This window comes from Paenirhizobium selenitireducens ATCC BAA-1503, from assembly GCF_900492185.1.
Classification (GTDB): Bacteria; Pseudomonadota; Alphaproteobacteria; order Rhizobiales; family Rhizobiaceae; genus Allorhizobium; species Allorhizobium selenitireducens_A.
Genome location: NZ_UEYP01000010.1, coordinates 61243 through 86488, shown reverse-complemented (window position 1 = coordinate 86488; position 25246 = coordinate 61243). Strand labels below are relative to the sequence as shown.

At 63.3% G+C, this 25246-nt stretch carries 25 protein-coding genes and 1 pseudogene; 13 read left to right on the top strand and 13 right to left on the bottom strand.

The window, feature by feature from the left end:
* Nucleotides 1-178 precede the first annotated feature (178 nt).
* Together RHIZ70P_RS16410 and RHIZ70P_RS16405 are read right to left on the bottom strand one after the other, a co-directional pair.
* Complete coding sequence (locus RHIZ70P_RS16410; RefSeq protein ID WP_115671599.1) at nucleotides 179-868, bottom strand: L,D-transpeptidase; 690 nt, start codon at nucleotides 866-868, stop codon at nucleotides 179-181.
* A gap of 132 nt (nucleotides 869-1000) precedes the next feature.
* Nucleotides 1001-1756, bottom strand: coding sequence for a L,D-transpeptidase (locus RHIZ70P_RS16405; RefSeq protein WP_115671555.1), 756 nt, complete (start codon nucleotides 1754-1756; stop codon nucleotides 1001-1003).
* A 208-nt stretch (nucleotides 1757-1964) separates the two neighbouring features.
* On the opposite strand from RHIZ70P_RS16405, the gene RHIZ70P_RS16400 reads away from it, so the two are divergent.
* A complete protein-coding gene (locus RHIZ70P_RS16400) occupies nucleotides 1965-2597 on the top strand; it encodes a DNA-3-methyladenine glycosylase I (RefSeq protein WP_115671554.1) in 633 nt (210 codons plus the stop codon).
* 110 nt (nucleotides 2598-2707) lie between these two features.
* Here RHIZ70P_RS16400 and RHIZ70P_RS16395 read toward each other — a convergent pair whose 3' ends face one another.
* On the bottom strand, nucleotides 2708-3244 hold the full coding sequence (locus tag RHIZ70P_RS16395; RefSeq protein WP_115671553.1) for an RrF2 family transcriptional regulator: 537 nt from the start codon (nucleotides 3242-3244) through the stop codon (nucleotides 2708-2710).
* A 191-nt stretch (nucleotides 3245-3435) separates the two neighbouring features.
* Here RHIZ70P_RS16395 and cydD point away from each other — a divergent pair, with 191 nt between their 5' ends.
* The 8 genes from cydD (at nucleotide 3436) to RHIZ70P_RS16355 (ending at nucleotide 13237) form a co-directional block, all read left to right on the top strand.
* A complete protein-coding gene (gene cydD, locus RHIZ70P_RS16390; RefSeq protein WP_115671552.1) occupies nucleotides 3436-5079 on the top strand; it encodes a thiol reductant ABC exporter subunit CydD in 1644 nt (547 codons plus the stop codon).
* Nucleotides 5076-6737 carry a thiol reductant ABC exporter subunit CydC gene (cydC, locus tag RHIZ70P_RS16385; protein WP_115671551.1) on the top strand — a complete coding sequence of 554 codons (1662 nt, stop codon included), beginning with the start codon at nucleotides 5076-5078 and terminating at the stop codon, nucleotides 6735-6737. Before cydD ends, cydC begins: the two co-directional genes overlap by 4 nt.
* A gap of 116 nt (nucleotides 6738-6853) precedes the next feature.
* Nucleotides 6854-8455: a cytochrome ubiquinol oxidase subunit I gene (locus tag RHIZ70P_RS16380; protein WP_115671550.1), complete on the top strand. Its 1602-nt coding sequence runs from the start codon at nucleotides 6854-6856 to the stop codon at nucleotides 8453-8455.
* Nucleotides 8456-8460: 5 nt separating this feature from the next.
* Nucleotides 8461-9612: a cytochrome d ubiquinol oxidase subunit II gene (gene cydB / locus RHIZ70P_RS16375; protein ID WP_115671549.1), complete on the top strand. Its 1152-nt coding sequence runs from the start codon at nucleotides 8461-8463 to the stop codon at nucleotides 9610-9612.
* A gap of 14 nt (nucleotides 9613-9626) precedes the next feature.
* On the top strand, nucleotides 9627-9749 hold the full coding sequence (gene cydX / locus RHIZ70P_RS16370) for a cytochrome bd-I oxidase subunit CydX (RefSeq protein WP_115671548.1): 123 nt from the start codon (nucleotides 9627-9629) through the stop codon (nucleotides 9747-9749).
* A gap of 509 nt (nucleotides 9750-10258) precedes the next feature.
* Entirely contained in the window at nucleotides 10259-11404 is a 1146-nt protein-coding gene (locus RHIZ70P_RS16365) for an efflux RND transporter periplasmic adaptor subunit (RefSeq protein WP_235842255.1), read from the top strand.
* Nucleotides 11401-12534, top strand: coding sequence for an ABC transporter permease (locus RHIZ70P_RS16360; protein ID WP_115671546.1), 1134 nt, complete (start codon nucleotides 11401-11403; stop codon nucleotides 12532-12534). The genes RHIZ70P_RS16365 and RHIZ70P_RS16360 overlap by 4 nt, the downstream gene beginning before the upstream one ends.
* Nucleotides 12535-12538: 4 nt before the next feature.
* The gene (locus RHIZ70P_RS16355; protein WP_115671545.1) at nucleotides 12539-13237 is read left to right on the top strand and encodes an ABC transporter ATP-binding protein; all 699 of its coding nucleotides are present in this window, start codon (nucleotides 12539-12541) and stop codon (nucleotides 13235-13237) included.
* A gap of 84 nt (nucleotides 13238-13321) precedes the next feature.
* On the opposite strand, the gene RHIZ70P_RS16350 is transcribed toward RHIZ70P_RS16355, so the two are convergent.
* From RHIZ70P_RS16350 to RHIZ70P_RS16325, 6 genes and pseudogenes are all read right to left on the bottom strand, one after another.
* Nucleotides 13322-13954, bottom strand: a complete 633-nt coding sequence (locus tag RHIZ70P_RS16350; RefSeq protein ID WP_115671544.1) for a class I SAM-dependent methyltransferase — start codon at nucleotides 13952-13954, stop codon at nucleotides 13322-13324.
* Nucleotides 13955-13967: 13 nt separating this feature from the next.
* Nucleotides 13968-14759, bottom strand: coding sequence for a sulfite exporter TauE/SafE family protein (locus RHIZ70P_RS16345; protein ID WP_115671543.1), 792 nt, complete (start codon nucleotides 14757-14759; stop codon nucleotides 13968-13970).
* Nucleotides 14756-15625 (bottom strand): annotated as a pseudogene (locus RHIZ70P_RS16340) (MBL fold metallo-hydrolase); the annotation flags it as partial. The pseudogene RHIZ70P_RS16340 and the gene RHIZ70P_RS16345, both read right to left, overlap by 4 nt.
* Before the next feature lie 498 nt (nucleotides 15626-16123).
* Nucleotides 16124-16792: a DNA-3-methyladenine glycosylase I gene (locus tag RHIZ70P_RS16335; RefSeq protein ID WP_115671542.1), complete on the bottom strand. Its 669-nt coding sequence runs from the start codon at nucleotides 16790-16792 to the stop codon at nucleotides 16124-16126.
* Between the two features lie 14 nt (nucleotides 16793-16806).
* On the bottom strand, nucleotides 16807-17514 hold the full coding sequence (locus tag RHIZ70P_RS16330; RefSeq protein ID WP_115671541.1) for an HAD family hydrolase: 708 nt from the start codon (nucleotides 17512-17514) through the stop codon (nucleotides 16807-16809).
* Between the two features lie 78 nt (nucleotides 17515-17592).
* Nucleotides 17593-18600, bottom strand: a complete 1008-nt coding sequence (locus RHIZ70P_RS16325) for a YeiH family protein (RefSeq protein ID WP_235842254.1) — start codon at nucleotides 18598-18600, stop codon at nucleotides 17593-17595.
* Between the two features lie 105 nt (nucleotides 18601-18705).
* On the opposite strand from RHIZ70P_RS16325, the gene RHIZ70P_RS16320 reads away from it, so the two are divergent.
* On the top strand, nucleotides 18706-19629 hold the full coding sequence (locus RHIZ70P_RS16320; RefSeq protein ID WP_115671539.1) for a LysR family transcriptional regulator: 924 nt from the start codon (nucleotides 18706-18708) through the stop codon (nucleotides 19627-19629).
* 2 nt (nucleotides 19630-19631) lie between these two features.
* Here the strand turns inward: RHIZ70P_RS16320 and RHIZ70P_RS16315 are convergent, their stop codons facing one another.
* From RHIZ70P_RS16315 to RHIZ70P_RS16300, 4 genes are all read right to left on the bottom strand, one after another.
* The gene (locus RHIZ70P_RS16315) at nucleotides 19632-20012 is read right to left on the bottom strand and encodes a DUF305 domain-containing protein (RefSeq protein ID WP_115671538.1); all 381 of its coding nucleotides are present in this window, start codon (nucleotides 20010-20012) and stop codon (nucleotides 19632-19634) included.
* Between the two features lie 71 nt (nucleotides 20013-20083).
* Nucleotides 20084-20527 (bottom strand): hypothetical protein, encoded by a 444-nt coding sequence (locus RHIZ70P_RS16310; RefSeq protein ID WP_147294012.1) that lies wholly within the window; start codon nucleotides 20525-20527, stop codon nucleotides 20084-20086.
* 14 nt (nucleotides 20528-20541) lie between these two features.
* Nucleotides 20542-21297, bottom strand: coding sequence for a hypothetical protein (locus RHIZ70P_RS16305; RefSeq protein ID WP_115671536.1), 756 nt, complete (start codon nucleotides 21295-21297; stop codon nucleotides 20542-20544).
* 33 nt (nucleotides 21298-21330) lie between these two features.
* Nucleotides 21331-21513, bottom strand: a complete 183-nt coding sequence (locus RHIZ70P_RS16300; RefSeq protein ID WP_147294011.1) for a hypothetical protein — start codon at nucleotides 21511-21513, stop codon at nucleotides 21331-21333.
* 144 nt (nucleotides 21514-21657) lie between these two features.
* Between RHIZ70P_RS16300 and hisS the strand changes: the two genes are divergently transcribed.
* The 3 genes from hisS (at nucleotide 21658) to hisG (ending at nucleotide 25196) form a co-directional block, all read left to right on the top strand.
* Complete coding sequence (gene hisS, locus RHIZ70P_RS16295) at nucleotides 21658-23184, top strand: histidine--tRNA ligase (protein ID WP_115671534.1); 1527 nt, start codon at nucleotides 21658-21660, stop codon at nucleotides 23182-23184.
* A 198-nt stretch (nucleotides 23185-23382) separates the two neighbouring features.
* Nucleotides 23383-24504, top strand: coding sequence for an ATP phosphoribosyltransferase regulatory subunit (locus RHIZ70P_RS16290; RefSeq protein WP_115671533.1), 1122 nt, complete (start codon nucleotides 23383-23385; stop codon nucleotides 24502-24504).
* On the top strand, nucleotides 24501-25196 hold the full coding sequence (gene hisG / locus RHIZ70P_RS16285; RefSeq protein ID WP_115671532.1) for an ATP phosphoribosyltransferase: 696 nt from the start codon (nucleotides 24501-24503) through the stop codon (nucleotides 25194-25196). The genes RHIZ70P_RS16290 and hisG overlap by 4 nt, the downstream gene beginning before the upstream one ends.
* Nucleotides 25197-25246 lie beyond the last annotated feature (50 nt).

The window sequence follows — 25246 nt, the reverse complement described above, 5'->3', positions numbered from 1 at the left end:
GTTATGTTTGATAGGTTTGTAAGCGATTTGCCGCGCCAAGTCTGTTTCCAATTTGCATCACCATGAGCGGAACGACCAAAGCCGGGGTCAATTCCTTGGCGATCGTCAAGTCGCGCGGCACGAAAATAGGCGCGGGAGCTCTCGCTTCCCGCGCCTATCTTCAAGGAGGTTGAATCAATCAGCCGCCGAACATGGTCCGCAGCAGGTCGATGCCCTTGTCCTGGAAACTGACATCGCCCTGGCGATTGCCCGGACCGACGACGATGACCTTGGAACCGACGCCGGCGCGATCATAAAGATGCTCGACGTCCTTGTTCATCATGCGGATGCAGCCGGAAGACATGTTGAGGCCGATGGTCCAGGGCTGGTTGGTGCCGTGTATACGGAAGATCGTGTCGCGGCCACCCTTGTAGAGATACATGGCGCGTGCGCCGAGCGGATTGTCGACGCCACCCTTCTGCACGACCGGCAGGATATGGCCCTTGGCGGCTTCGCGGCGGCGCATCTCGGCGGGCGGGCGCCATTCCGGCCATTCGGCCTTGCGGCCGATCTTGACCACGCCCGACCAGCCGAAGCCGTCGCGGCCGACGCCGACGCCGTAACGGGTGGCGCGGTTATTGCCCTCGACATAGTAGAGGAACTTGTTGTTGGTATCGATGATGATCGTGCCCGGCTTTTCGTCGGTGATCAGCCGCACGACGCGGCGCTTGAACTTTTCCGCGACCTGCTTTTTCTGCGGCTGGGCGACAAGCGTCACGTCGCTCAAGGCGGCGGGATGGTTGGCGCTCATCGTGCCGGCGATGGCGGGCACAGAAAAACTGCCGATGGCGATGGATGCGGCCGCCAGTGCGGCCAGATACGTCTTCATGATGAAGTCCCCCAAATCGTAAGGGATGGGAGCCTAGCCGACTCCCATCCCGATGCAAGTGCTTAAGCAATGCCTCATTGAAAATTGATGAAATCGAACCGCCGGTCAGTCCGGCGGTACCGGCGGCATATGTTAAAGGACGATGACGCTCGTTCCGACATTGACGCGCTCGTAAAGGTCGACCACATCCTCGTTGCGCATGCGGATGCAGCCTGACGACACGCCGCTGCCGATCGTCCATGGCGCATTGGTGCCATGGATGCGGTAAAGCGTCGAGCCGAGATACATGGCGCGCGCGCCGAGCGGGTTTTCCGGCCCGCCTTCCATCCGGGCCGGGAGATAATGCCCCTTCGCCGCTTCCCTGGAAATCATCTCCTTCGGCGGGACCCAGTCGGGCCATTCGCGCTTGGCGGTGATCTTGTGCTTACCGGCCCATTCGAAGCCCGGCTTGCCGACGCCCACGCCATAACGGCGTGCCTGGCCATGGCCGGTGACGAGATAGAGGAAGCGATTATTGGTGTCGATGATGATGGTGCCCGGCTTGTGCGGGCTATCGTATGCAACCATCTGCGGCAGGAAGACCGGGTCGATCTGACTGCGCACCGGCTTGTTGGGGCGAGCGGTGGCCGGCTGGACGAGCGTCGCCTGCGGCGCTCGCCGCTGGACCTGGCGCTGATAGGTGCGCATCGGCGGCTGCGCGGCGCGCGGCGCGTAGACGACCGGCCGCTGGGCGCCGCCGAGCTGCATCACCCAGGGGGCGGAAAGATCGGGGCTGACGATCACCGGCGGGCGGCTCTGGTAACGATCGTTCGCGCTGGCGGGCTGGACCGCGGCCAAGGCGACGGAAAGGCCGACAAGCGCGGCCAGGAAATGGGATTTCTGGAACATCGGACAACTCGCTACATGGGACCGAGGAGGCAAGCCCTGATTGGCTTTCATTGCGATCGTGCCAGCGCCGTTGCGACAATTGGTAAATGCCCGTTGATGAAAAGGCCGCAGAGCCCGTAAACCTTTCATCAGGGTTAGCGCGACGTTTGGAAAAACAGTGAACAAATGGTAAACGGATTTCCGCCAAGGTTAAGGGGAATCATCGCGCATGGAAAAGACGGGGCTGATCACCGGCGAGGATGGACTGGATCGCTGCTTCTGGCATGTCGGTCTTGACGACTACCGCCGCTATCACGACGAGGAATGGGGACGGCCGGTCACCGACGATCGCCGCCTGTTCGAGAAGATCTGCCTGGAGGGCTTCCAGTCCGGCCTGTCCTGGCTGACCATTCTTCGCAAGCGCGAGAATTTCCGCGCCGCCTTCGCCGGCTTCGATTTCCATCAGGTCGCCCTGTTCGACGATGCCGACATCGCGCGTTGTCTTGCGGACACCGGCATCGTGCGCCACCGCGGCAAGATCGTCTCGACGATCAACAATGCCCGGCATGCCGTCGATCTTGAAACCGAGTTCGGCTCGCTCGCGCGTTATTTCTGGAGCTTCGAGCCGAGCCCGCAAGAGCGTCCGCAGCGTATGGATTATGCGACGCTCAGAGCCAATCCCACCTCGCCGACGTCCATTCGCCTGTCGAAGGATCTGAAGAAGCGCGGCTGGTCCTTCGTCGGCCCGACTACCGTCTATGCCTTCATGCAGGCCATGGGCCTGGTCAACGACCATATCGAGGGCTGCTGCTGCCGCGAGCCGGTGGAAACGATGCGCGCGCAGTTCGTCCGGCCTGCTTGAACGGTGTATTTCCCGCTTGCCCTGAAGACCCTCACGGCCGGCGTGCATGCGAGGTCTGCCTCACACCGAAAGGGCGATGCTGTCCTGCGACAATCCCGCGATTGTGCGCGTCACGAAGTCTCGATGTCTTCTTGAAGGGCTCGAGCGGTCTTTTCCGAAGAGGTCAGGCGCGGGACGGCCGCAGGTCTTTGTCCCATGCTGGAGCATCTGGGCGGGGCTTGAAAATGCAGCAAGGCGGCAAGTCCGGCATTGCCCTCGACCAGATCGGACAGTCGCACCTTGTCGAGTGAAGCATAGAAAGCCTCCACCGCGTCGCGGATCGCATTGCGTAGCCAGCAGACTTCGACCAGAGGACAGGTGTTGGTGATGCTGAAGCATTCCGCAAAGGGCAGATCGGCCTCGAAAACGCGGAAGACGGCGCCGATATTGATTTCGGAAGGTGCGCGCATCAGTTGCAGGCCGCCATGCCGCCCGCGCGTCGCGTCGATGAAATCGTGCTGGCCGAGGACACGGATCACCTGCCCAAGGTGGTTTTCCGAGGCGTTGCAGGCAGCGGCGATGTCGCTCTTGCGCACCGTGATATGCGCATTGACGGCACAGAACATCAAAGTCCTGATGGCCAGATTGGTCCGTGTGGTAAGCCGCATTATTCAGTTTTCCGGTCAACGGGCGAACTTGCACTGCTCTCTCTTACGACAGCGCGACAATTTGGAATTTGATCAAGATCAGCTGCGCCGCTAGTCTTGGATAAAACCTGCATAAAAGATCTCCCTTTAGGTTCACCTTGCCCAGAACGAAGACGATTGAAAGCGATCCCGCGCGCCGCAGGCTCGGTGCCATGGCACGGCAAGATGGCCGGCCCATGGCGGTGGCTGCGAGCTTCGCGGTCCTTTCGGCGCTGCTGTGGATTCCGCAGGCCTGGCTGGTCGCGCAGCTTCTGGCAGCGCTCGTGGAAACGCGCCCACCGGCCCTTGCGCCGGTGCCGACCGTCCTGACTTTCGTCGGACTCGGTCTTGCGCGTCACCTGGGCGAAACCCTGGCCGGGCGAATGGCCTTTCACGTTGCCCAGCGGATCGTCACACGCGAGCGCACCGACCTGATCGCCCGGGAAAGCCTGACCTCACCCTTTGGCGAGGGCCGACAGACATCGGCGGCGCTTGCCACGCTCCTGGCCAGCAAGCTGGATGCCCTGATGCCGTTTGCCACACGCTATCGGCTGGCCGCAATCAAGGTGGCGATCGTGCCCGCCGCCCTGTTGATCGTCGTCACCTCGATCTCCTGGGTCGCGGGCCTCGTGCTTCTGGTCGCCGGTCCGCTCATTCCAGTCTTCATGGCGCTGATCGGCATGGCCGCACGCGACGCCAGTGAAAAACACATGGTCGCGACCGGAACGCTCAATTCGGTCCTGCTCGAATGGCTGAACGCCGCCGCCGACATTCGCCTGCTGAACGCCGAGCAAAGAACGGTCGACCGGTTCCGCCAGTCGGCCGAGACCTTGCGCGCCAGGACGATGGAGGTCCTTCACATCGCCTTCCTTTCCTCGACGGTGCTGGAACTCTTCTCCGCCATCGGCATTGCCATGGTCGCCGTCTATGTCGGCTTCAGCCTGCTTGGCACCTTTGCTTTCGGCGCCTATGCAACACCGCTGTCGATCGCCGAGGGCATCTTCATCCTGCTGCTCGTGCCGGATTTCTTCCAGCCGCTCAGGGACCTCGCTTCCGCCTGGCACGACAAGGCCGCCGCCCTTGCCGTGGCCGGCGAACTGGCCGCGCGCGAGAGAGAGCCGCGGCAGACGATACTTGGCCGGGGCGGAAAGGCGCCAGCGGATCTTTCGGGTAGCCTGACGATCGCGACGACCGGATTGCGATGTTCGGCCGGCGGCCGGGAGATCGCTTTTCCGGACATACGCATCATGCCGGGGGAAAAAGTGGCGATCGTCGGGCCGAGCGGAGCCGGCAAGACGACCCTGATCGCCTTGCTTGCAGGCCTTGTCCGGCCATCGGGCGGCCAGGTCGACGTCGCCGGTCAGCCGCTCGACGATGACCGTGCCGACGCCTGGAGAAGCATGATCGGTTTCGTCGGCCAGCATCCGCACATGCTCAATGCCAGCCTGCGCACCAATATCTCCCTCGTGGACGGGCGGGCGGATGCAATCCGGCTCGAGGCGGCCCTTCATGCCGCCTCGGCCGAGGGGGTCGTGACGGCACTGCCGCGTGGCGTCGATACGCGTCTCGGCGAAAACGGCAGCGGCGTCTCGGGCGGCGAGGCGCGGCGGTTGATGATCGCGCGCGCCATCTATGCCGACGCCCGGGTGATCTTCGCGGACGAGCCGACGGCCGATCTCGATGCGGAAACCGCTGATCGCGTGATCGGGGCCCTCGAGGCGGCCGGCCGGCAGGGAGCGACGCTGGTGATCGCGACCCATGACCCGCGCCTGATCGCGCGGCTTGATCGCGTCATTCGTCTGGGGGATGACGCATGAAGGCGCTTTGGCGGGTTTTCCGTCGTGTCTGGCGCCGGCGCTTCGGCGCCCTTGCCATCGGTATCCTCCTGTCCGTCGCCGTTCTTGGCGCCGGCCTTGCGTTGCTGGGCCTGTCCGGCTGGTTCATCACCGCCGCCGGCATGGCGGGCCTTGCGGGCGCCGGCCTCACCTTCGACGTCTTTCGCCCCAGCGCCGGCGTCCGCTTTCTCGCTCTTGGCCGGGCCGCCGCCCGCTATGGCGAGCGGCTGGCGACCCATGACGCAACGCTGAAAGGGCTTGCCGAATTGCGCGTCGCACTGCTGAGCGCGATGTTGCGGAAGCCGGTCGTGCTGCTTGCGCGCCTGCGCGGCTCCGAACGGCTCAATCACCTGACGATCGATGTCGATGCGCTGGACGGCGTCGCCTTGCGTCTCGTCATGCCGGCCATCGCCGCGACCCTGGTGCTTGCCGCCGCCCTTGCGCTGATCGGCTGGCTCGTCCTCCCCTCCGTCGCCCTTTGGGAGATCGGCAGCTATGTCGGCGGTCTGGGGGCGGCGCTCGTCTTTGCCGCGCGCTTTTCCCGGCAGCCGTCGCGCTTTGCTCAAAGGGCGATACAGGCCTTGCGCATGCGGTTCATCGACATGATGCGCGGACAGACGGAGCTTGCCGTCGCCGGCCGTCTGGAGGATCATCGCCAGTCCATCCTCGATGCGCATCGCCGGCTGCAAAGGGCGCAGGCAAGGATCGATGCGGTTGAACGCGTCTCGGCGCTTGTTCTCGGCCTTGCCGGCACGATCGCCGCTGGCGGTGGCTTGCTGATCGGCGGACTTGCGGCCGCCGACGGAAAAATCGATCCGGCCAGTGCCGCGCTCGGTTTCTTCGCCGCGCTGGCGCTGGTCGAGACCGCGGCACCCCTGGCGCGCGGCATTGCCGAACTGGGCAAGATGACGGATGCCGCACGTCGGATCGAGGCCCAGTTCGACGACCCGGCCGGCCCCGCGCCGGGAAACCCGATGCCGGCATCTCCGCTCCCGGCCGACCATCCGCTGCTGAGTGTCTCGGACCTGGCCTACCGCCAGCGGAGCCGTGTCCTGTTTGAGGGCATCGCATTTTCCGTGGGCGCTGGCGAGACGCTTGCACTGGTCGGGCCAAGCGGTTCGGGGAAGACAACGCTTCTGAATGTCGTGCGCGGATTGATGGTGCCGGCCCAAGGCTCGGTCACCATCGAGGGCCGGCCGCTTGACGCCTATGGCGAGGCGGAGCGTGCCGCTTGCATCGGCTATCTGCCGCAGCGCACGACACTGGTCAGTGGAACGATCGCGGACAATCTGCGCATCGCCGACCCGGAAGCTTCAGAGGAGATGCTCTGGCACAGCCTGAAGATTGCCTGCCTCGATAGGGTGGTCGACGAAAGAGGGGGACTCGATTGCCAACTCGGCGAGGCCGGTCTCGGCCTGTCGGGCGGCGAAAGGAGACGGCTGGCGCTCGCCCGGATGTTGCTGCGCCGGCCTCGCATCATCCTTCTCGACGAGCCGACGGAAGGGCTCGAAGAGGAAACGGCGCATATGCTTCTCGAGCGCTTGCGTCAGGGTTTCCCCGAGGCGGCGATCCTGGTTGCCGCCCACCGCGACGAAGAGCGCGCCTGGGCCAATGGGGAGATCGCGATCGGTCATCGGTAAAGGAGCATGAGCGGTTCACGATCTTGATTCACATCAAGGACGACGACGCTCGGTTGATACATATAAAGAATATTATGTGTCTGAGATGCATGTTTTAACCAACCGAGAGCAAGACCATGGAACTCGATATTGTCGAGCTGTCACGCCTGCAATTCGCGATGACGGCGATGTATCACTTTCTCTTCGTCCCCTTGACGCTCGGCCTTTCCATCATCATTGCGATCATGGAAACGGTCTATGTCATGACGGATCGTCCCATCTGGCGACAGATGACGAAATTCTGGGGCACCCTGTTCGGCATCAACTTCGTGCTGGGTGTGGCCACCGGCATCACCATGGAATTCCAGTTCGGCATGAACTGGAGCTATTACAGTCATTATGTCGGTGACATCTTCGGCGCGCCGCTGGCGGTCGAGGGGCTCATGGCCTTCTTCCTCGAGGCGACCTTTGTCGGTCTGTTTTTCTTCGGTTGGGACAAGCTCTCCAAGCGCGCGCACATGATCGTCACCTGGCTGGTGGCCATCGGCTCGAACTTCTCGGCGCTATGGATCCTGATTGCCAATGGCTGGATGCAGAATCCGGTCGGCGCGCAGTTCAATCCGATGTCGATGCGCATGGAGATGACCTCTTTCTTCGACGTGGTCTTCAACCAGGTGGCGCAGGCCAAGTTTGTCCATACCGTCTCCGCCGGCTATGTCACGGCTTCGGTCTTCGTGCTCGGCGTCTCCGCCTGGTACCTGCTGAAGAACCGCCATACCGACCTTGCCCGCCGCTCCATCGCGGTAGCCGCCAGCTTCGGCCTGGCATCGGCCCTTTCGGTCGTTGTACTCGGCGACGAGTCGGGCTATTCGGTTACCCATTCGCAGAAGATGAAGCTCGCCGCGATCGAAGGCATGTGGGAAACCCTGCCGGCACCGGCCTCCTTCACACTCGTCGGCTTTCCCGATCAGGAGGCCCGCGAGACGCACTATGCCCTGCATATCCCCTATGTCATGGGCCTGATCGGCACGCGTTCGCTCACCCACGAGATCCCCGGCATCGCGGATCTGGTCAAGCAGGCCGAAGAGCGGATCCGCTCCGGCCAGATCGCCTATGACGCGCTGATGACCTACCGCGCCGAAAAGGGCCAGGTTTCCGACGAAGTCCGCACAACGTTCGAGGCGCACAGCAAGGACCTCGGCTTCGCCCTGCTCCTGAAGCGCTATGTCGACGATCCGCGACTGGCGAGCGACGACCAGATCAAGATGGCTGCCAATGACACGGTTCCGACCGTCTGGCCGCTGTTCTGGGCGTTCCGCCTGATGGTGGCGCTCGGCTTCTCCTTCATCGCGGTCATGGCCTGGTTCTTCTGGATGGCGTCTTTCCGCAGGATGCAGTTCCCGCGCCTGGCGTTGTGGCTCGCCGTCATCATCATCCCGACGCCGTGGATTGCCGCCGAACTCGGCTGGTTCGTCGCCGAGTTCGGCCGTCAGCCCTGGACCGTGGACGGCGTCCTGCCGACCGCGCTGTCGGCCTCGCAACTCTCCGTCACCGATCTGGCGATCACGCTGGCCGGCTTCGTACTGTTCTACACCGTGCTCTTCGTCATCGAGATGGGGCTGATGCTCAAATATATCCGCAAGGGTCCGCACGTAGACGTGTCCGAGACCGATCAATGGCAGAAGCAGCATCGTGAGCGGCTGAGTGCACCCTCGCCGTTTGCCCAACCCGCGGAGTAACGACCATGATTCTTCATCAATTCCTGGACTTCGAACTGCTGCGGGTCGTGTGGTGGCTGCTGCTCGGCGTGTTGCTGACAGGCTTTGCCCTGACCGACGGCTTCGACCTGGGCGTCGGCACCCTGCTTCCCTTCGTCGGCAGGACCGACATCGAACGGCGAATCGCCATCAATACCATCGGTCCGGTCTGGGAAGGCAACCAGGTCTGGTTCATCCTCGGCGGCGGCGCGATCTTCGCCGCCTGGCCGCCGCTCTATGCGGTCAGCTTCTCCGGCTTCTATCTGGCGATGTTCGCAGTCCTGGCGGCCCTCATCTTGCGGCCGGTTGGCTTCAAGTATCGCTCTAAGCGCGACAGTGCGCTGTGGCGGTCCGCCTGGGACTGGGCGCTCTTCGTCGGCGGCGCGGTACCGGCCCTGATCTTCGGCGTGGCCATGGGCAATGTCCTTCAGGGCGCTCCCTTCCGATTCAACGAAGACCTGATGATCTTCTACGACGGCACCTTCTTCGGCCTGCTCAACCCCTTCGCGCTCCTTGCCGGCCTGGTTTCCATCGCCATGCTGACAATGCATGGTGCGGCCTGGCTGCAGCTGAAGGCGGAAGGACCGGTTCAGGTGCGGGCCCGCAAGATCGGTTCGGTCGCCGCTTTGGTGACGATCGTCGCCTATCTTCTGGCCGGTGTCTGGTTGGCAACGGGGATTTCCGGCTATGCGATCCCGGGAGCCGTCGTCACCGATGGTCCGTCCAATCCGCTGCTCGGCGAGGTCATGCGTACGCCGTCCTGGTTTGCCGCCTATTCCGAGCGTCCATGGATCGCCGTGGCTCCGCTTCTCGGCGTCATCGGCGCGGTGCTGGCCTTCCTCGGCCTCAGGGCTGGCCGCGAAGTCTCGACATTGCTCTACTCCAAGCTCGCGATCACCGGCATCATCTCATCGGTCGGGCTAACCATGTTCCCGTTCATTCTGCCGTCCTCGGTCGATCCCAAATCGTCGCTGACAGTGTGGAATTCCTCGTCCTCGCACCTGACGCTGTTCGTCATGCTGGTCATGGCCGTCATCTTCGTCCCGATCATCCTCGCCTACACCGCCTGGGTCTACAAGATCCTGTGGGGCAAGGTCACCGAGGCCGACATCAATGCCGACAGCGGCACCGTTTACTGAAGGAGACAAGAACGATGTGGTATTTTGCCTGGCTCTTGGGCCTGCCGCTCGCCGCGATCTTTGCCGTCGTCAATGCCATGTGGCTGGAGATGCAGGAGGATCGCAGGATCATGAATCCAGCGGAAGGCGAACATTGAGTGCATCCGGGGGGCGACCGTGGGGCTGAGAAGATCCTTCGCGGTCCTTCAGTCTGCACCGCTCGGTCTCTGCTTCATCCCCCGGCGGGAGACTGACGCCAGCACGGGGCGGCAACCGCATGTGTTGCCGCCCCGTCGACAATTCAGCCGGCCAACATTGAAGGGTCCCATTGCCTGCGGGATTCGGCAGGACGATTCTCTCGGCGCAACAGCGAAGGGCGGTCCGCCTCTGTCGATGGCAGGATGGTGCGGGCGCCGCCTGTCGAATGACAGGCCTTTCAGGAGTTCCAGCCGGTGACGCAAGAACGCGCCGCGGATTCGCGCAGCGAAAATTTTGCCATGACATTCTTCGCCATCCGACGTGACATAAGTCATATTGTAATAATACTATATTGCGATAGGTAGGTTCGGTTTGATCCGAAGCCCGACCTCCCAACCCAATCGACCCCATCCCTGGATGGACCATAGTCCTTGTCACGCCACGCCGGAGTTGCTGCATGAAAGCTCGTTTGAAGTTCGCTCTGGGGGTCGTCTTGATCGGGGCGGTCGCCGCGGGGGGCTACCTCTTCCTGCAGAACCGACCTCTGAAAGTCGAGGTCGTCAGGCCGTCTGAGACCGTTCCGATCAGGGTTTTCGGTCTCGGAACGGTGGAAGCCAGGGTGTTGTCGAAGATTGGCTTCGAGGTCCCGGGCACGTTGATCGAACTCCATGCGGATCACGGTGACACAGTCGCCAAGGGCACAGTACTGGCCAAGCTGAATTCGGCGGAACAGGAAGCCCGCGTCGCGCAGGCAAAAGCCACCCGCCTGGCGGCAGAGATGTATGTCCTGAAGGCCAAGGCGAACGTGTTGCGGGCCGAGGCAGTCTACGCGCAGCGACGCGATGACAGCGCCCGCAAAAAGTCCCTCGCCAGCCGCAACGCGACGACCCAGCAGGAAGCGGAGGAGGCGCTGCGCGACGAAAAGGTCGCAGCAGCGGATTTGTCGGTTGCACAGAGCGAGGTCAATGTGTCCGAAGCGCAATTGACCGATGCCCAGGCCAAGCTGAGCTACGAAGAGACGATCCTGGAGCAGCACATCCTGCGCGCGCCCTATGACGCGGTGGTGATCGACCGACAGAGGGAAGTGGGGTCGGTCATCGGCTCGGGCGAGGTCATTTTCACGCTCATCGAGCCGGACAGCATCTGGACCCTCGCCTATGTCGACGAAGAACAGGCCGGTCCGCTCGAGGTGGGGCAGCCGGCGGAAATCCGCCTGCGGTCGCTTCCGAACAGCGTCATAAAAGGACACATCGCTCGCATTGGCCTCGAAAGCGACCGCGCCAACGAGGAACGCAAGGTTTGGATCGTCTGCGAGGACTGTCCCACGCAACCTTATCTCGGAGAGCAGGCAGAAGTCTGGATCACCGTGAAAACGCTATCGAAATCCCTGATGGTGCCGCAGAACGCCATCTACGAATTCGATGGCTCCTCAGGCAAAGCCTGGGTGATTGAGGACGGCGTGTTGCGGAAAAAGTCCCTGTCCTTCGGCACTCGTTCCGAGGACGCGCGTTACGAGATAACCGGCGGCTTGCCTGAGGGAGCCTCTGTCGTCACCTCCCGAGGACCCGGCCTGAAGGACGGGCGGTCCGCATCAGCATTGCCGGTCAAGCCATGAACCTTGCTTATCGCGATGTCCGTCACAATCTCTTCCGCTTCGTGCTGACCTGCCTTGGACTGAGCCTACTCATGGCCGTGGTTCTCGCCATGATGGGAATTTACAACGGTGCGGTAATCGATGCCTTGACCATCGCCCGCGCGCCCAAAGTCGATGTATGGGTCGTCGAAGCCGAAACCAAGGGCCCGTTTGCCGAGTCCTCTCGCATTCCCGGATCGACGCGCGAGGCGGTTGCCCGCCTGCAGGGTGTGGCGGACGCGGGCAGCGTCACCTACCAGAATGCCGATGGCGAGTACAACGGTACATCCCGCCGCCTCTACATCATCGGCTACGAACCTTCGCGTCTCGGAGGGCCCCAGGATCTTATCGCCGGTCGGCCGATCACACGGACACATTTCGAAATGATCGCCGATACCCGCACGGGTCTGTCACTCGGCGACAGGGTTCGCCTGGGCCGTAACCATTTCGAGGTGGTCGGCCTTGTGCGCAATCACGTCAATTCGGGTGGGGATCCCGCAGTTTACATTTCTCTGCTCGACGCCCAGACCCTGCAATTCGAGATCGACCCTGCCGCTGTGCGTGTCAAACGCGCCAAAGGGGAGGTCAGCGAAAGCCAGGACAGCGTGAATGCGGTGATTGCGCGACTTCATCCCGACGCCGACCCGGAACAGGTAACGGCGTCCGTCCGGCGGTGGAAGCATCTGTCCGGCATGACGCAAGTCCAGGAGGAAACCCTCCTCACACGGTCGGTGATCGAAAGGCAACGCCGCCAGCTCGGCCTTTTCATGGCTATCCTCATGGCCGTGTCGGCGGTGGTCATCGCGCTGATCATCTACATGATGACCATCGAAAAGCTGAAACAGATCGCCACCCTGAAACTCATAGGCGCCCCGGACCGCACCATCGTGTGGCTGATCATGCAACAATCGCTCGCGCTCGGCGTCACCGGCTGGTTCTTCGGCCTCGGCATATTGTCCCTGGTCAAGGATTTCTTCCCCAGGCGCGTGGTTCTCGAGGTCCCGGATGCCCTTGTGATGGGCGGCATCATCGCTTTGGTCTGCGTCGTTGCCAGTGGTCTCGGGATCCGCGCCGCGCTCAAGGCTGATCCGGCCACGGCCTTGGGAGGCTAGAACGATGACGGCAGAACAACGTGACATCCTCGTCGAGGTCAGCAATGTTTCGAAGCATTTCGGTGAAGGCCAGGCCCGCGTCGATGCGCTGCGCAATGTCAGTCTGAAAATTCACTCCGGTGAGGTCGTCGCCCTTCTCGGCCCTTCCGGCTCGGGAAAGACGACGCTGCTCAATGCGATCGGCTGCATCATGGAGCCGACAAGCGGGCGGATCAGCCTCGATGGCGATGTGGTTTTCGACGGGCGCTGGCTGAAGGATGATCTGAGACGGCTTCGGCTCGACAAGATCGGCTTTATTTTCCAGTTCCACAATCTCCTTCCCTTTCTCAATGCCGTCGACAATGTCGCGCTGGTGCTGGAACTGGCCGGACGTGATTCGTCCGACGCGCGACGCGAAGCGGTGCGCCTGCTCGACTATCTCGAAGTCGGACATCGCCGCGACGCTATGCCCGCGAAACTTTCGGGCGGGGAGGCGCAACGCGTGGCGATTGCACGCGCTCTCGCCAACAAGCCGCGCATCATCCTGGCCGACGAGCCGACGGCAGCACTGGATTCCAAGCGCGCCGGCATCGTCATGGATCTCTTGCGCAAGCTCGCCGTGGACAATGATGCCTGCATTATCGCGGTGACCCACGACGAGAAGATCTTCAACCGTTTCGACCGCATCTTCTCGCTCAGGGATGGCGAGTTGATCCAGGATTGATTCGCACGGTCTCGCCTGACACCCATGCCCTCAAGCGCGTCGGCGATGCCGGCGTCCGCGCCATTGCGCAGAGGCCGGCGGAAGTTACCGGTCTGCCAATTCCGGCCTGCGGGCGACGATGTATGGGTTCTGCGAATACTTGCCGAAGATCCGCTCATCGGCAATCTCGAAGCCGGCCTGCACAATGGCCTGGCGAAGCTGGGAGACGGTCAGCGCGGTTGCTGCCGGAAACATGCCGACCACGCGCAGCAGTGAAAACAGGGCGCGGAGTTTTAATGGCATATCGGCGAAGCACCAGGTCTTGGTGATGAGCAGGCCGCCGGGCTTCAGATTGGCGAAAATCCGAGCCAACGCGGCCGGGTGATCTTCCACCAGGTGCAGCACATTGAATGCACAAATCGCGTCGAACGGGCCGCTGTCGAAAGCATTGCCGGCGTCGGCGACAACGAAGCTCAGGTTATCGCCTGCGGGCTTCGCCCGCGCGATCTCGATCATTTCCGAAGAGAAGTCCGTGGCTGTCCAGTGCGCGACACCGACGGCCAGTCGAATTGCAGTTCCGCCGGTGCCGCAACCGAGCTCGAGGACGCGGTCCGAAGGTTTGAGACGGGACGCAACATCGGCCAGCATGGCGTCGTAGGCCGCCGGGTCCTTGAGCGGGCGCGCCGCGTAACGCCCGGCTATCCTGTTCCAGAACTTCTGCTGCTTGGAATGTGTCATCTTGCGCCCGTCATCAAAGAGGTAAGACCGCGGCGCTGTTCTTGTACAACACGTAAAACGCCACGACGATGATCAGGGCCGCAAAGATCTGGTTGAGCAGGTTCCGTTTCGTGGCAAGCCGGGTCGCGAGCAGCATGCCGCCAAGGCCGCCGATCACGCCGCCGCCGATGAACTCGGCCGCGATCGGCCAGTCGATGAGGCCCGAGACGGCATAATTGATCGCGGTCGCCAGGCCGAAGGTGCCGACCGCGAGCAATGACGAACCGACCGCGCTGATCATTGGCATGCCGGTCGAGAGCATCAGTCCTGGCACGATCAAAAAACCACCGCCAATGCCGAAAAAGCCGGAGGCGGCGCCGGCGCCAAGCGCGACGGCAGCCGTCTTCCAGCAGGTCAGTCGATCCGTCTTGACGATGCTCGAGGTAACCGTGGTCCGCGGCCTCAGCATCAGGGCTGCAACGGCGAGCATCAACAATCCGAACAGAAAAAGCAGCTTCTGTCCGTCGAACACCTTGCCGAGGCTCGAGCCCGCCAGCGCCCCGACGGTGCCTGTCGCGGCAAAGACAATCGCACAGCGCCACCAGACATGCCCTTTGCGGGCATGGCCGATGAGATTGGCATAGGCATTGACCGTTACGGCCAGGGCGCCGGTGCCGATCGCTATATGCGGCTGCGATATGCCGACGACATAAAGAAGCAGCGGCGTGGCGAGGATGGAGCCGCCGCCGCCGATCAGGCCGAGGGTGAACCCCACCAGCCCGCCCGAACCGATTGCCGCGATGGCCTGGGGAATGGCATCGATCATTCCCAGGCCGCTCCCGACAGGGCATCCAGAGGGATCTTCAGATAGCGCTTGCCATTGGCTTCCGGCTCCGGAAGGCGTCCGCCGCGGATATTGACCTGCAGCGCATGCAGGATGAGCTTCGGCATGGGAAGGGTCTTGTCCCGCTTGTTGCGCAGCGCGACGAAGGCGGCTTCATCCTTGCCGGCGATATGCGGATTGCTGCGCTTCTGTTCGGCGACGGTGCTTTCCCACAGCGGTTCGCGGCCGTCAGGCTGATAGTCGTGGCCGGTGAACAGGCGCGTCTCGTCGGGCAGGGACAGGATCTCCTGGATCGAGGCCCACAGTCGCTTGGCACTGCCTCCGGGAAAATCAGCCCGCGCGGTGCCGCTGTCGGGCATGAACAGCGTGTCGTGCACGAAGGCCGCATCGCCGATCACATAGGTGATGGAGGCCAAGGTGTGACCGGGGGAAAACAATACCCTTCCTTGCAGTTCGCCGATCGAGAAACTGTCGCCGGCTGCGAACAGGCGATCCCAGTGCGAACCGTCGGCGGGGAAGTCGGGCCAGTTGTAGATGCCTTTCCACAGTTTCTGGACATCGACGACATGCGTGCCGATCGCCGTCGGGGCGCCGGTCTTGCCCTTGAGATAATGGGCGGCGGAAAAATGGTCGGCATGCGGATGGGTGTCGAGGATCCATTCCACCGTCAGGCGCTTCTCGGCGATATAATCGAGCAGCGCATCGGCATTATGGGTCGCGGTCGCTCCGGACTTCTCGTCATAGTCGAGCACCGGGTCGATGATGGCGCATTTGCCGGTTGCCGGGTCGCTGACGACATACTGGACGCTGAACGTGCGCTTGTCGAAGAAGCCTTTCACCTCGGGCTTTGCAGTCATGCTGGGTTCCTTCCTCATTTGCGAATGCCTTTCCTCTCGGTTCGGCGGGGACACCGTGATGTTTCCCCGCCGAGCGGCCCCCGGAACCGTTCAATGATCCGGAGGCCCGTTTGTTCGCCGTCAGTCAAGAGCGTTGACGGTGAAATGGCGGTGCGTGATCCGTGACGCCTCACGGGCGATTTGCATCTCCCGGCACGGCATTCGGATCGACCGGGACGCACCAATACCATTTATATATATACGATATTGCGAAGAAACGAAGAAATGAATTATTCAGTCATGTGATCAGGAAAGCTATCGGCAGCTGCCGCTGACGAGCCCGAGAGGCAGCGCGCCTCTGGCGCCTGAGGACCTGGCAGCATTCCGGCAAGGCAGACGACGTTTGCGGTAAGGTGAGTGGATTTCTCGCGGGCGGGGGCGGCGAACATCTTCCGCCACGGCGAAGAAGAAAACCGGTTCGTCATGTAACGAGGAGCGTAGAGGCCTTAATCAGTCGATGCTGATCCCGAGCAAGCGGCTGATCTCCGTCAGCGAGCGGCCGGATTGCGCCCGCCAGATGTTGAACGCGGCCTGTACGGCGGCCTTGTCCTTGGCCGAGGAGGGCTGTTTGTCGACCACGCCCTCGGCGATCAGCCGGTTCACCACGCTTTGCGACAGGATGAAGCTGTCGATCCCGGCAAAGCGCAGGAAATACTGACCGGTATTGCCGCCGAGCCGGGAGCCGCGCTTCTTCAGCAGGTCGAGAAGTCCCATATAATTGTCGGCCGGCCAGTCCGCGAAGAAGCGGGCGGCGCTGCCGTGCTCCCGCGCGAGTGCGGCGAGGAAAACGGCGTTCTCCTGCACCGAGCGGATCTTATGTCCGTGCCTGACGATGCGGCTGTCCGAGACCAGCCGCTCGAAATCCTCGTCGTGAAGCATGGCGCACCGGCCGATGTCGAAGCCGTCGAACGCCGCCTCGAAACCGGGCCACATGGCCTCGACGACCTTCCAGTTGAAGCCGGACTGGAAGATACACCTGGTCATGGTGGCGAGGAAGCGATCGTCCGGCGTTGCGGCGATCTCGTCCCTGGTCTTTGGATATTGCAGCGCCGCTTCCACCGCGGCCTCCCCGCCCTTGCGGTCAGCGGCGATTTTCCAGATCTCGTCGAACGAACGCATCTTCGACACCGTCCTTATCTGCCGATTTCCTGGATGAGCGGGAGCAGTTCGCCGAGATGGGCGATCTCGCGGAAGCGCGGCGCCTCCGTCGGCTTTTCCACGCGCTCCAGGATCCAGGTCAGTTCATGCGGCACGAACACGCCCCAGGCGCCGGTGGCGATCGCCGGCACGATGTCGGATTTCAATGAATTGCCGATCATCATCGCCCGCTCCGGCCCGTCCGCCGCCTTGCCGAAGATGCGGCGATAGGTGGTCGCCGACTTGTCCGAGACGATCTCCACCGCGTCGAAATAGTCGCCGAGCCCCGATTGGGCCAGCTTGCGCTCCTGATCGAACAGGTCGCCCTTGGTGATGAGCACCAGATAATAATCGCCGGCCAGTGCTTCCAGCGTCTCGCGGGCATGTGGCATGGTTTCGACCGGATGGCTGAGCAGGTCGCGGCCGATCGACAGGATCTCGCCGATGATCTGCGTCGGCACGCGCCCCTCCGTCACCTCCAGCGCCGTCTCGATCATCGATAGGGTGAAGCCCTTGATCCCGAAACCGTAATGCGAAAGGTTGCGCTTTTCCGCCTCGAGCAGGCGCTGCGAAATGTGCTCGCCCTCGGCGAAATCCGCCAGCAGGCCGCGGAAATGCTCTTCCGTCAGCCGGTAGAACTGCTCGTTCTGCCAGAGCGTGTCGTCGGCGTCGAAGCCTATCACGGTAAGGGGGCGGATGCTCATGCACGTCTCTCTCTTGTGACCAGACGCTGGCAAAATAGCGCCTTCGTTGGGCGATGGCGAGGCCGTGGCGCGCGGTGTTCAAACGATGCCGATCAGGGTGATCATCGCCATGCTGATGCAGCAGAGCGCGAGAAGCGAGGCGAGCGCTGCCATCACCACGCGGCCGCCCGCCTGCCTGAGGCTGCGCACATCGACGGAGAGCCCGAGCCCCGCCATGGCTACGGTGGTGAGCAGGCTGGAGGTCGAGGTGAGCAGCGAGACCCTGTCGGGCGCAAGCAGATCGGCCGACCGCAGCGCCGCCATGATGGCAAAGCCGACGATGAACCAGGGCAGCACATGGGCGAGGGACAAACGCCGGCCGCCGAGGCCGCGCGCAAGGCCGACGATGAAGAGCAGTGGGCCGAGCATCAGCACGCGGATGAGCTTCACCAGCGTTCCGGTCTGCAGGCTGACCGCGCCGATCGGCGCCGTCGCCGCCAGAACCTGCGGTACGGAATAGACGGTGAGCCCGGCAAAGACGCCGTATTGAACCGCCGAGAGATGAACCACGATGCTCATAAGCGGCATGGCCAGCACGGCGACCACGCCGAGCACGGCGGTAAAGGCGATCGACGCCGCCACGTCCTCGGCACTGGCTTCGATCACCGGCGCCGACGCGGCAATGGCGGAGTTTCCGCAGATCGAATTGCCGAAGGCAATGAGGAAAGCGAGCTTGTGCGAGAGGCCGAGCAATCGGGCGATGGAAAAACTGGTGGCGATCGACAGCAGAACGACCGCGGCAATGCCAGCCATGAGCTGTGGCCCTGCCTCGCGAATGGCCGTGAAGTTTACCGAAGCCCCAAGCGCGACGATGGCGCATTCCAGCAAAAAATGGGCAGAGAGCGTGATGCCGGGGGTGAAGGTGGGCGACAGCCTGAACCCGGAGCGCAGCGCCGAGCCGATGACAATCGCGAGGACCAGGCCTTCGATCGGACGTGCGCCTGATATGGCGAGTTCGGCCCTTTCGAGGAGGAGGCCGGCGCCCGCGACCGCGATGGAGAGGGCAAGGCCGGGAATATAGGAGATCAGGCGGGGGGAGGAGATCATGAATACGCGGACCCGTGGGAGAGACGGCCTATTGTTCTCCGTGCAACCGTCGACTTCCATCGCATAATTATGTATGAATCGTTCGTCTTAAGCGAACGATTACCCATGACATTCGAGCAGCTTTCCATTTTTGTTGCGGTCGCCGAACGCGAGCACCTGACCCGCGCCGCCGCCGCGATCGGCCTGACGCCGTCGGCGGTGAGCGCCGCGATCCGCAATCTCGAGGCCTATTATAGGGTGGCGCTGTTTCATCGCGTCGGCCGCCGTATCGAACTGACCACGGAGGGCCGCCTTTTCCTCGACGAGGCGCGCGCGACGCTTGCCCGGGCGCGGGCCGCCGAACTGATGCTGTCGGAACTGGGCGGGTTGTCGCGCGGCCGGCTTGCCGTCCATGCCAGCCAGACGGTGGCCAGCTATTGGCTGCCGCCGCTGCTGATGCGGTTTCATGCCGAATATCCTGGCGTCGAACTCGAACTGACGATCGGCAACACCCGCTCGGTCGCCCAAGCGGTGAACCTGGGCACTGCGGACATCGGCTTCGTCGAGGGAGTGGTGCTGGATCCGGCTCTTGCCGTCATCAAGGTGGCGGACGACGCGCTTCTGGTCGCGACCGCGCCGGACCATCCATTCGCCGACAGGCGGGCGCTGTCGCCTCGTCAACTGGTCGAGGAGACGGGGTGGGTGATGCGCGAAGTGGGTTCGGGCACTCGGTCGACCTTCGAGGAAACCCTGCGCCGGCTCGGCGAAGATCCGGGTGGACTGCGCACGGTGCTGACGCTGCCATCCAATGAAGCGGTGCTTTCGGCCGTGGTCGCCGGCCCTTGCGCGGCAGTCGTTTCGGGGATCGCTGCTGCTTGCAGGATGCGCGACGGGAACCTCGTCGCGGCGAATTTCGCCTTGCCTGCGCGACAGTTCTCCGTTCTGCGCCACAAGGAACGCCGCCCGAGTCGGGCGGCGTCCATGCTGGAGAAGATGAGCCGGGATGTGCCGTCGGTCCCAGCCAGGCCCCAGGGCTTGGCCGTCCCCTGAGATCACTTGCCGTGCTTGGCCAGCCATTCCCGCATCATGGCGATCTCGCCTTCCTGGGCCTTGATCACCTCTTCGGCGAGCTTGCGGATTTCCGGATCCTTGCCGTATTGCAGCTGGATCTTGGCCATGTCGATCGCCCCCTGGTGATGGGGGATCATGCCGCGTACGAAATCGACATCGGCATCGCCGGAGTATTCGATCGCCATGTCGTTGTGCATCTTGCCGTTGGCCTGCGCAAACGCCTTGCTGGACGGGCCCTGGTCGCCGACCGGCTGGCTCATGTCCATGGTGGCGGTGTGGCCTTCGTGGCTGGTGCTGTCCTGTGCCCAGGCGGCGGTCGAAAGCAGCACGGCGGATGCAGTGAAGAGTGCCTTGATAAGCATGGTTTTTCCTTTGTCTGTCAGACGGAATTCAGAGTTTGGCGACAGGCGCCATGGATTTGAAATCGGTATCGTCAGACTCGGGGAGGGGGATCGAGCGGCGCGGCCGGCCAGGAGGAAAATACAACGACAACCGCCGGTGCTTCGGCGGCGCGCGGCTGCTTGCCGAAAGCGGTGATCTGGAGATCGGCCGGCAGGGTGAGGCAGGCGGCGCAATGCGGCGTCCGGTCCGTCTTGCCGGGATGCGGGCAATCGGCATCGGCCTGAGCGGCCGTCTTCGCCTCGGCATGCATCGCATGGCCATGCGGGGCGTGGCCGGTCGCATCTGGCTCGGCGAGGGTGCCTGCGGCGATCGCACCCGCATCGCCCGGTGTCGCTGCCGCAACACTGGTAAAGGGCATGGCGACATAGGCCAGCGCGGCAAGGACGAGAAGGGTGCGAACCAGTAGTTTCATGCCGCCGAAGTTAAGCGTGATTTCGTCGAAAGCAAGGCTGGTGCCGCTTTCGTGATTGCCCACAATCCACAAGGGGTTCAGGCCGCAATGACCTTGTGCACGATCCGGTAGTCCCGGCTTTCCTCGCCAAGCGGCGCGACCGGCCAGTCCCATTCGGCCTGGTGCGGCGGAACCGTGACGCCCCGCAGCAGGTCGACATGCTCATGCAGGCGGCCGGTGCGGTCGATCACCTCATAGGCGACATCGGTGAGAAGGCAGGCCCGAACCGGAAGCGCCGCCAGTCCGTCGAGATGGGCGCGGATCAGTCGCGGCAGCGTGTCGGCGGGCATGTCCTGTCCGCCCTCCTTCTCCAGTCGCCGCTTCGCGCCTTGTCCGATCTGCGACAGGAGATTGGCCGAGACGGCGAAGTCGAGATAGGGCACCTGCCGCAGGAAGCCGAGCGGTTCCGGCTCGCCGCCGGCTTTCAGGTCCTCATAGCCGGATAGATCGCGCTCGATCAGCCGAACATTCTTCAGCCGCTTCAAGCCAAGCCAGGCCCTGACGCTCGCCAGATGGACGAGATCGACGAGGACGACCGTGTCGAAGGCACGGGAGAGTTCGATGATCGGCACGTCGCGCAGCAGCCCCGAGCCGAGCACCACGGCGGTGCGGCGCTGCCTGGCCTTTGCCATCGCCGCAAGAACCGCCGCCTTGCTGTTCTCCTCATGCTCCCGCCAGTCGGCGGCACAACGGCTGGCGCGCGACCAGAGATTGACGGACGAGCGGATGAAGGGGCGGTGACCGGCCGAGGTCAGCGGCCAGGTCGCGGCATAGTTCAGGGCTTCGAGGATCATGGGCTACCGATAGATTTGCGAGCGATGGCGCATTCATGGCGGTCCTTCGCCGAGCTGTGTTTCCTCAGCCTTGCCCGCGTTTTCCTGTCGCAAACTTTCTTCGCGTGAAATCCGGGCGATGAGAACGTCCACCAGATAAGCCTCGAGGCTCATGCCTGCCGCGGCCGCATGCCGCTCAAGCTCGGCATGCATTTCGTCCGGCATGTCGATCTTCAATTGCCTGTTCATCGGCCGACCCCTCGTTTGGCCAAGAATATACCACCCGTTCGTCCTGCCTTCCAGCCTTCGCCCTTGCCGCCAAAACCCTGATCCTCTAAGACACCGACACATTTCAAAACGAAGAAATCCGGTGCCCGCATCATGAGCGAAAAGACCAAGAAGCCGCAGAAACTGAAAGCCCGCCTGCCGCGCGGCTTCGTCGATCGCGAAGCGGCCGACATTCGTGCGGTCAACGAGATGACGGCTAAGATCCGCGAAGTCTATGAACGCTACGGCTTCGACCCGGTCGAGACGCCGCTGTTCGAATATACCGACGCGCTGGGCAAGTTCCTGCCCGATGCCGATCGGCCGAACGAGGGCGTCTTTTCGCTGATGGACGACGACGAGCAGTGGATGAGCCTGCGCTATGACCTGACCGCGCCGCTCGCCCGCCATGTGGCTGAGAATTTCAACGAGATCCAGCTGCCCTATCGCACCTACCGCGCCGGCTATGTCTTCCGCAACGAAAAGCCCGGTCCCGGCCGCTTCCGCCAGTTCATGCAGTTCGACGCGGACTCGGTCGGCGCACCGGGCGTCCAGTCGGACGCCGAAATGTGCATGATGATGGCCGACACCATGGAAGCGCTCGGCATCAAGCGCGGCGACTACGTGATCCGGGTGAACAACCGCAAGGTTCTCGACGGCGTGATGGAGGCGATCGGCGTCGGCGGCGAGGAGAACTTCAACCGCCGCCTCACCGTGCTGCGCGCCATCGACAAGCTCGACAAGTTTGGCACCGAAGGCGTGAGCCTCCTGCTCGGCGAAGGCCGCAAGGACGAGTCGGGCGACTTCACCAAGGGCGCAGGCCTCAATGCCGACCAGATCGAGAAGGTCCTGTTCTTCGTCGGTATCACCGACTATGCGCAAAGCGCCGTGCACCTTGCCGAACTCGTTGCCGGCACGGAAAAGGGTGCGGAAGGCGTGGACGAACTCAACACGATCCGCAGCCTCGTGCTGGGCGCCGGCTATGGCCCTGACCGCATCAAGATCGACCCCTCCGTCGTCCGCGGCCTCGAATACTATACCGGCCCCGTCTACGAAGCCGAGCTCACCTTCGACGTCACCAACGAGAAGGGCGAAAAGGTCGTGTTCGGCTCGGTCGGCGGCGGCGGACGTTATGACGGCTTGGTCTCTCGCTTCATGGGCCAGCCGGTTCCGGCCACCGGCTTCTCCATCGGCGTCTCGCGCCTGATGACGGCGCTGAAGAACCTCGGCAAGCTCGGCGCGGACGAGGTTCTGGCGCCGGTTCTCGTCACGGTCATGGACGGCGACGTCGAGAGCATGGGCCGCTACCAGCGCTTCACCCAGGCGCTGCGCAACGAGGGCATCCGCGCCGAGATGTACCAGGGCAACTGGAAGAAGTTCGGCAACCAGCTGAAATATGCCGACCGCCGCGGCTCGCCCATCGCCATCATCCAGGGCGGCGACGAGCGCGCGCAGGGCGTGGTGCAGATCAAGGACCTGATCGAGGGCAAGCGGCTTTCCGGAGAGATCACCGACAATGCCGAATGGCGCGAGGCCCGCGTCGCGCAGGATGTTGTGCCGGAAGCGGAACTCGTCGCCAAGGTCCGGGAAATCCTCGAGGCCCAGGCGGAAGATCGTCGGCGGGCGAAGCAGGTCAATGTCTGAGTCTGCGGCTTTTCCCCTCCCCAACCCTCCCCACAAGGGGGAGGGGGCCGGTCTGCGCATGGCGCCTTTGTCGGGGATAACCTCCCCGCTGAGCCAGGCTGATAGAGCGGGCATCTGCCCCGGTTCTTCTCCCCCCTTGTGGGGGAGATGGGCGGCAGCCCAGAGGGGGTATTCTTCCTCTACTGCCGGAGCCGTCCCATGCCGCTGATCAACATGCCCGACTTCGCCGGTACCCTGCTCGACGAATTTGCCGCCCGCGCGACGGAGAGAGTTGACACGCCGGTGATCCAGCCGGCCGAGCCGTTTCTCGACATGGCTGGCGAGGACCTGAGGCGCCGCATCTTCATGACCGAAAACGAGCGGGGGGCAAGCCTCTGCCTGCGTCCCGAATTCACCATTCCCGTCTGCCTGCGCCATATAGAGACCGCGACCGGCACGCCGAAGCGCTATGCCTATCTCGGCGAGGTGTTCCGCCAGCGCCGCGACGGCGCCAATGAATTCTACCAGGCCGGCATCGAGGATCTCGGCGATACGGGCATTGCCAGCGCCGACGCCCGCGCCATCGGCGACGCCCACGCCATTCTCGGACGGCTGCTGCCCGGTCGCACGCTCGTCGTGACGCTCGGCGACCAGGCGGTGTTCGAGGCGGTGGTCAAGGCGCTCGGCCTGCCGGCCGGCTGGCAGAAGCGGCTGATCCAGGCCTTTGGCAATCCCGAACAGATCGACCAGCTTCTGAAGAAGCTCGCCAGCCCCAATCCTGTGCAGGGCCTCGATCCCGACATCGTCGCAATGGTCTCGAGCGGCAATGAACGGGCACTGATCGCCCGCATCGACGAGACCATGCAGGCGACCGGCTATTCCACCAATGCCAGCCGGTCGCCGGTCGAGATCGCCATGCGCCTGAAGGAAAAGCTGGAACTGGCCGAGACCCGGCTCGACGGCGCGGCCCTGCTGCTGCTGCGCGAGTTTCTCTCGCTCGAACTGCCGCTGTCGGAAGCCTCAGCCGCGCTCGCCGGCTTTGCCGATGCGGCTGGCCTCAGGCTCGGGCCGGCGCTCTCGCGCTTTGACGAGCGGGTCGCCGCCCTTGCCAATATCGGCCTCGATCTCTCCCGGATCAATTATCGTGCCGCCTTCGGCCGTCCGCTCGATTACTATACGGGCCTCGTCTACGAGATCGGGATTGCCGGTGAGCCCGCAGTGCTGGCCGGTGGCGGTCGCTTCGACCGGCTGCTGACCCTGCTGGGCGCCGAAAACCATATTCCGGCCGTCGGCTTCTCGCTCTGGCTCGACCGCATCGAAACCGCGAGGACCGCGCGATGACCATCACCATCGGGCTGCCCTCCAAGGGCCGGATGAAGGACGATTGCCAGGCGATCTTCGAACGCGCAGGCATGAAGATCGTCGCGGTCGGCAATGACCGCTCCTATCGCGGTCGCGTCGAGGGCGTGGACGACATCGAGATCGCCTTTCTCTCGGCGTCCGAAATCGCCCGCGAGATCGGCGCCGGCACGGTCGATTTCGGCGTGACCGGCGAAGACCTGATCCGCGAAGGGCTGGCCGAAGCCGACAAGCGTGTCGAAATCTGTGCCCGCCTCGGCTTCGGCCATGCCGACGTCGTCGTCGCCGTTCCGGAAATCTGGCTCGACGTCGACACCATGGCCGATCTCGGCGACGTCGCCGCCGATTTCCGCACCCGTCACGGGCGCCGGCTCACGATCGCGACGAAATACTGGCGACTTACCCAGCAGTTCTTCTCCAGCCAGCACGGCATCCAGCTCTACCGCATCGTCGAAAGCCTCGGCGCGACGGAGGGGGCGCCCGCCGCCGGCCAGGCCGACATTATCGTCGACATCACCTCGACGGGCTCGACGCTCAAGGCCAATCACCTGAAGATCTTGTCCGACGGCGTCATCCTCAAGTCCGAGGCCTGCCTGGTCCGGGCGCGAAAAGCGGACCATGAGGGCAATGCGAGGGTGCAGGCGATCATCGAAGCGGTACGCGGCGAGCTTTAAATCCAACTTGAGATTGCCCCTCACCCTGGCCCGACCGGGGTCGAGCCGCG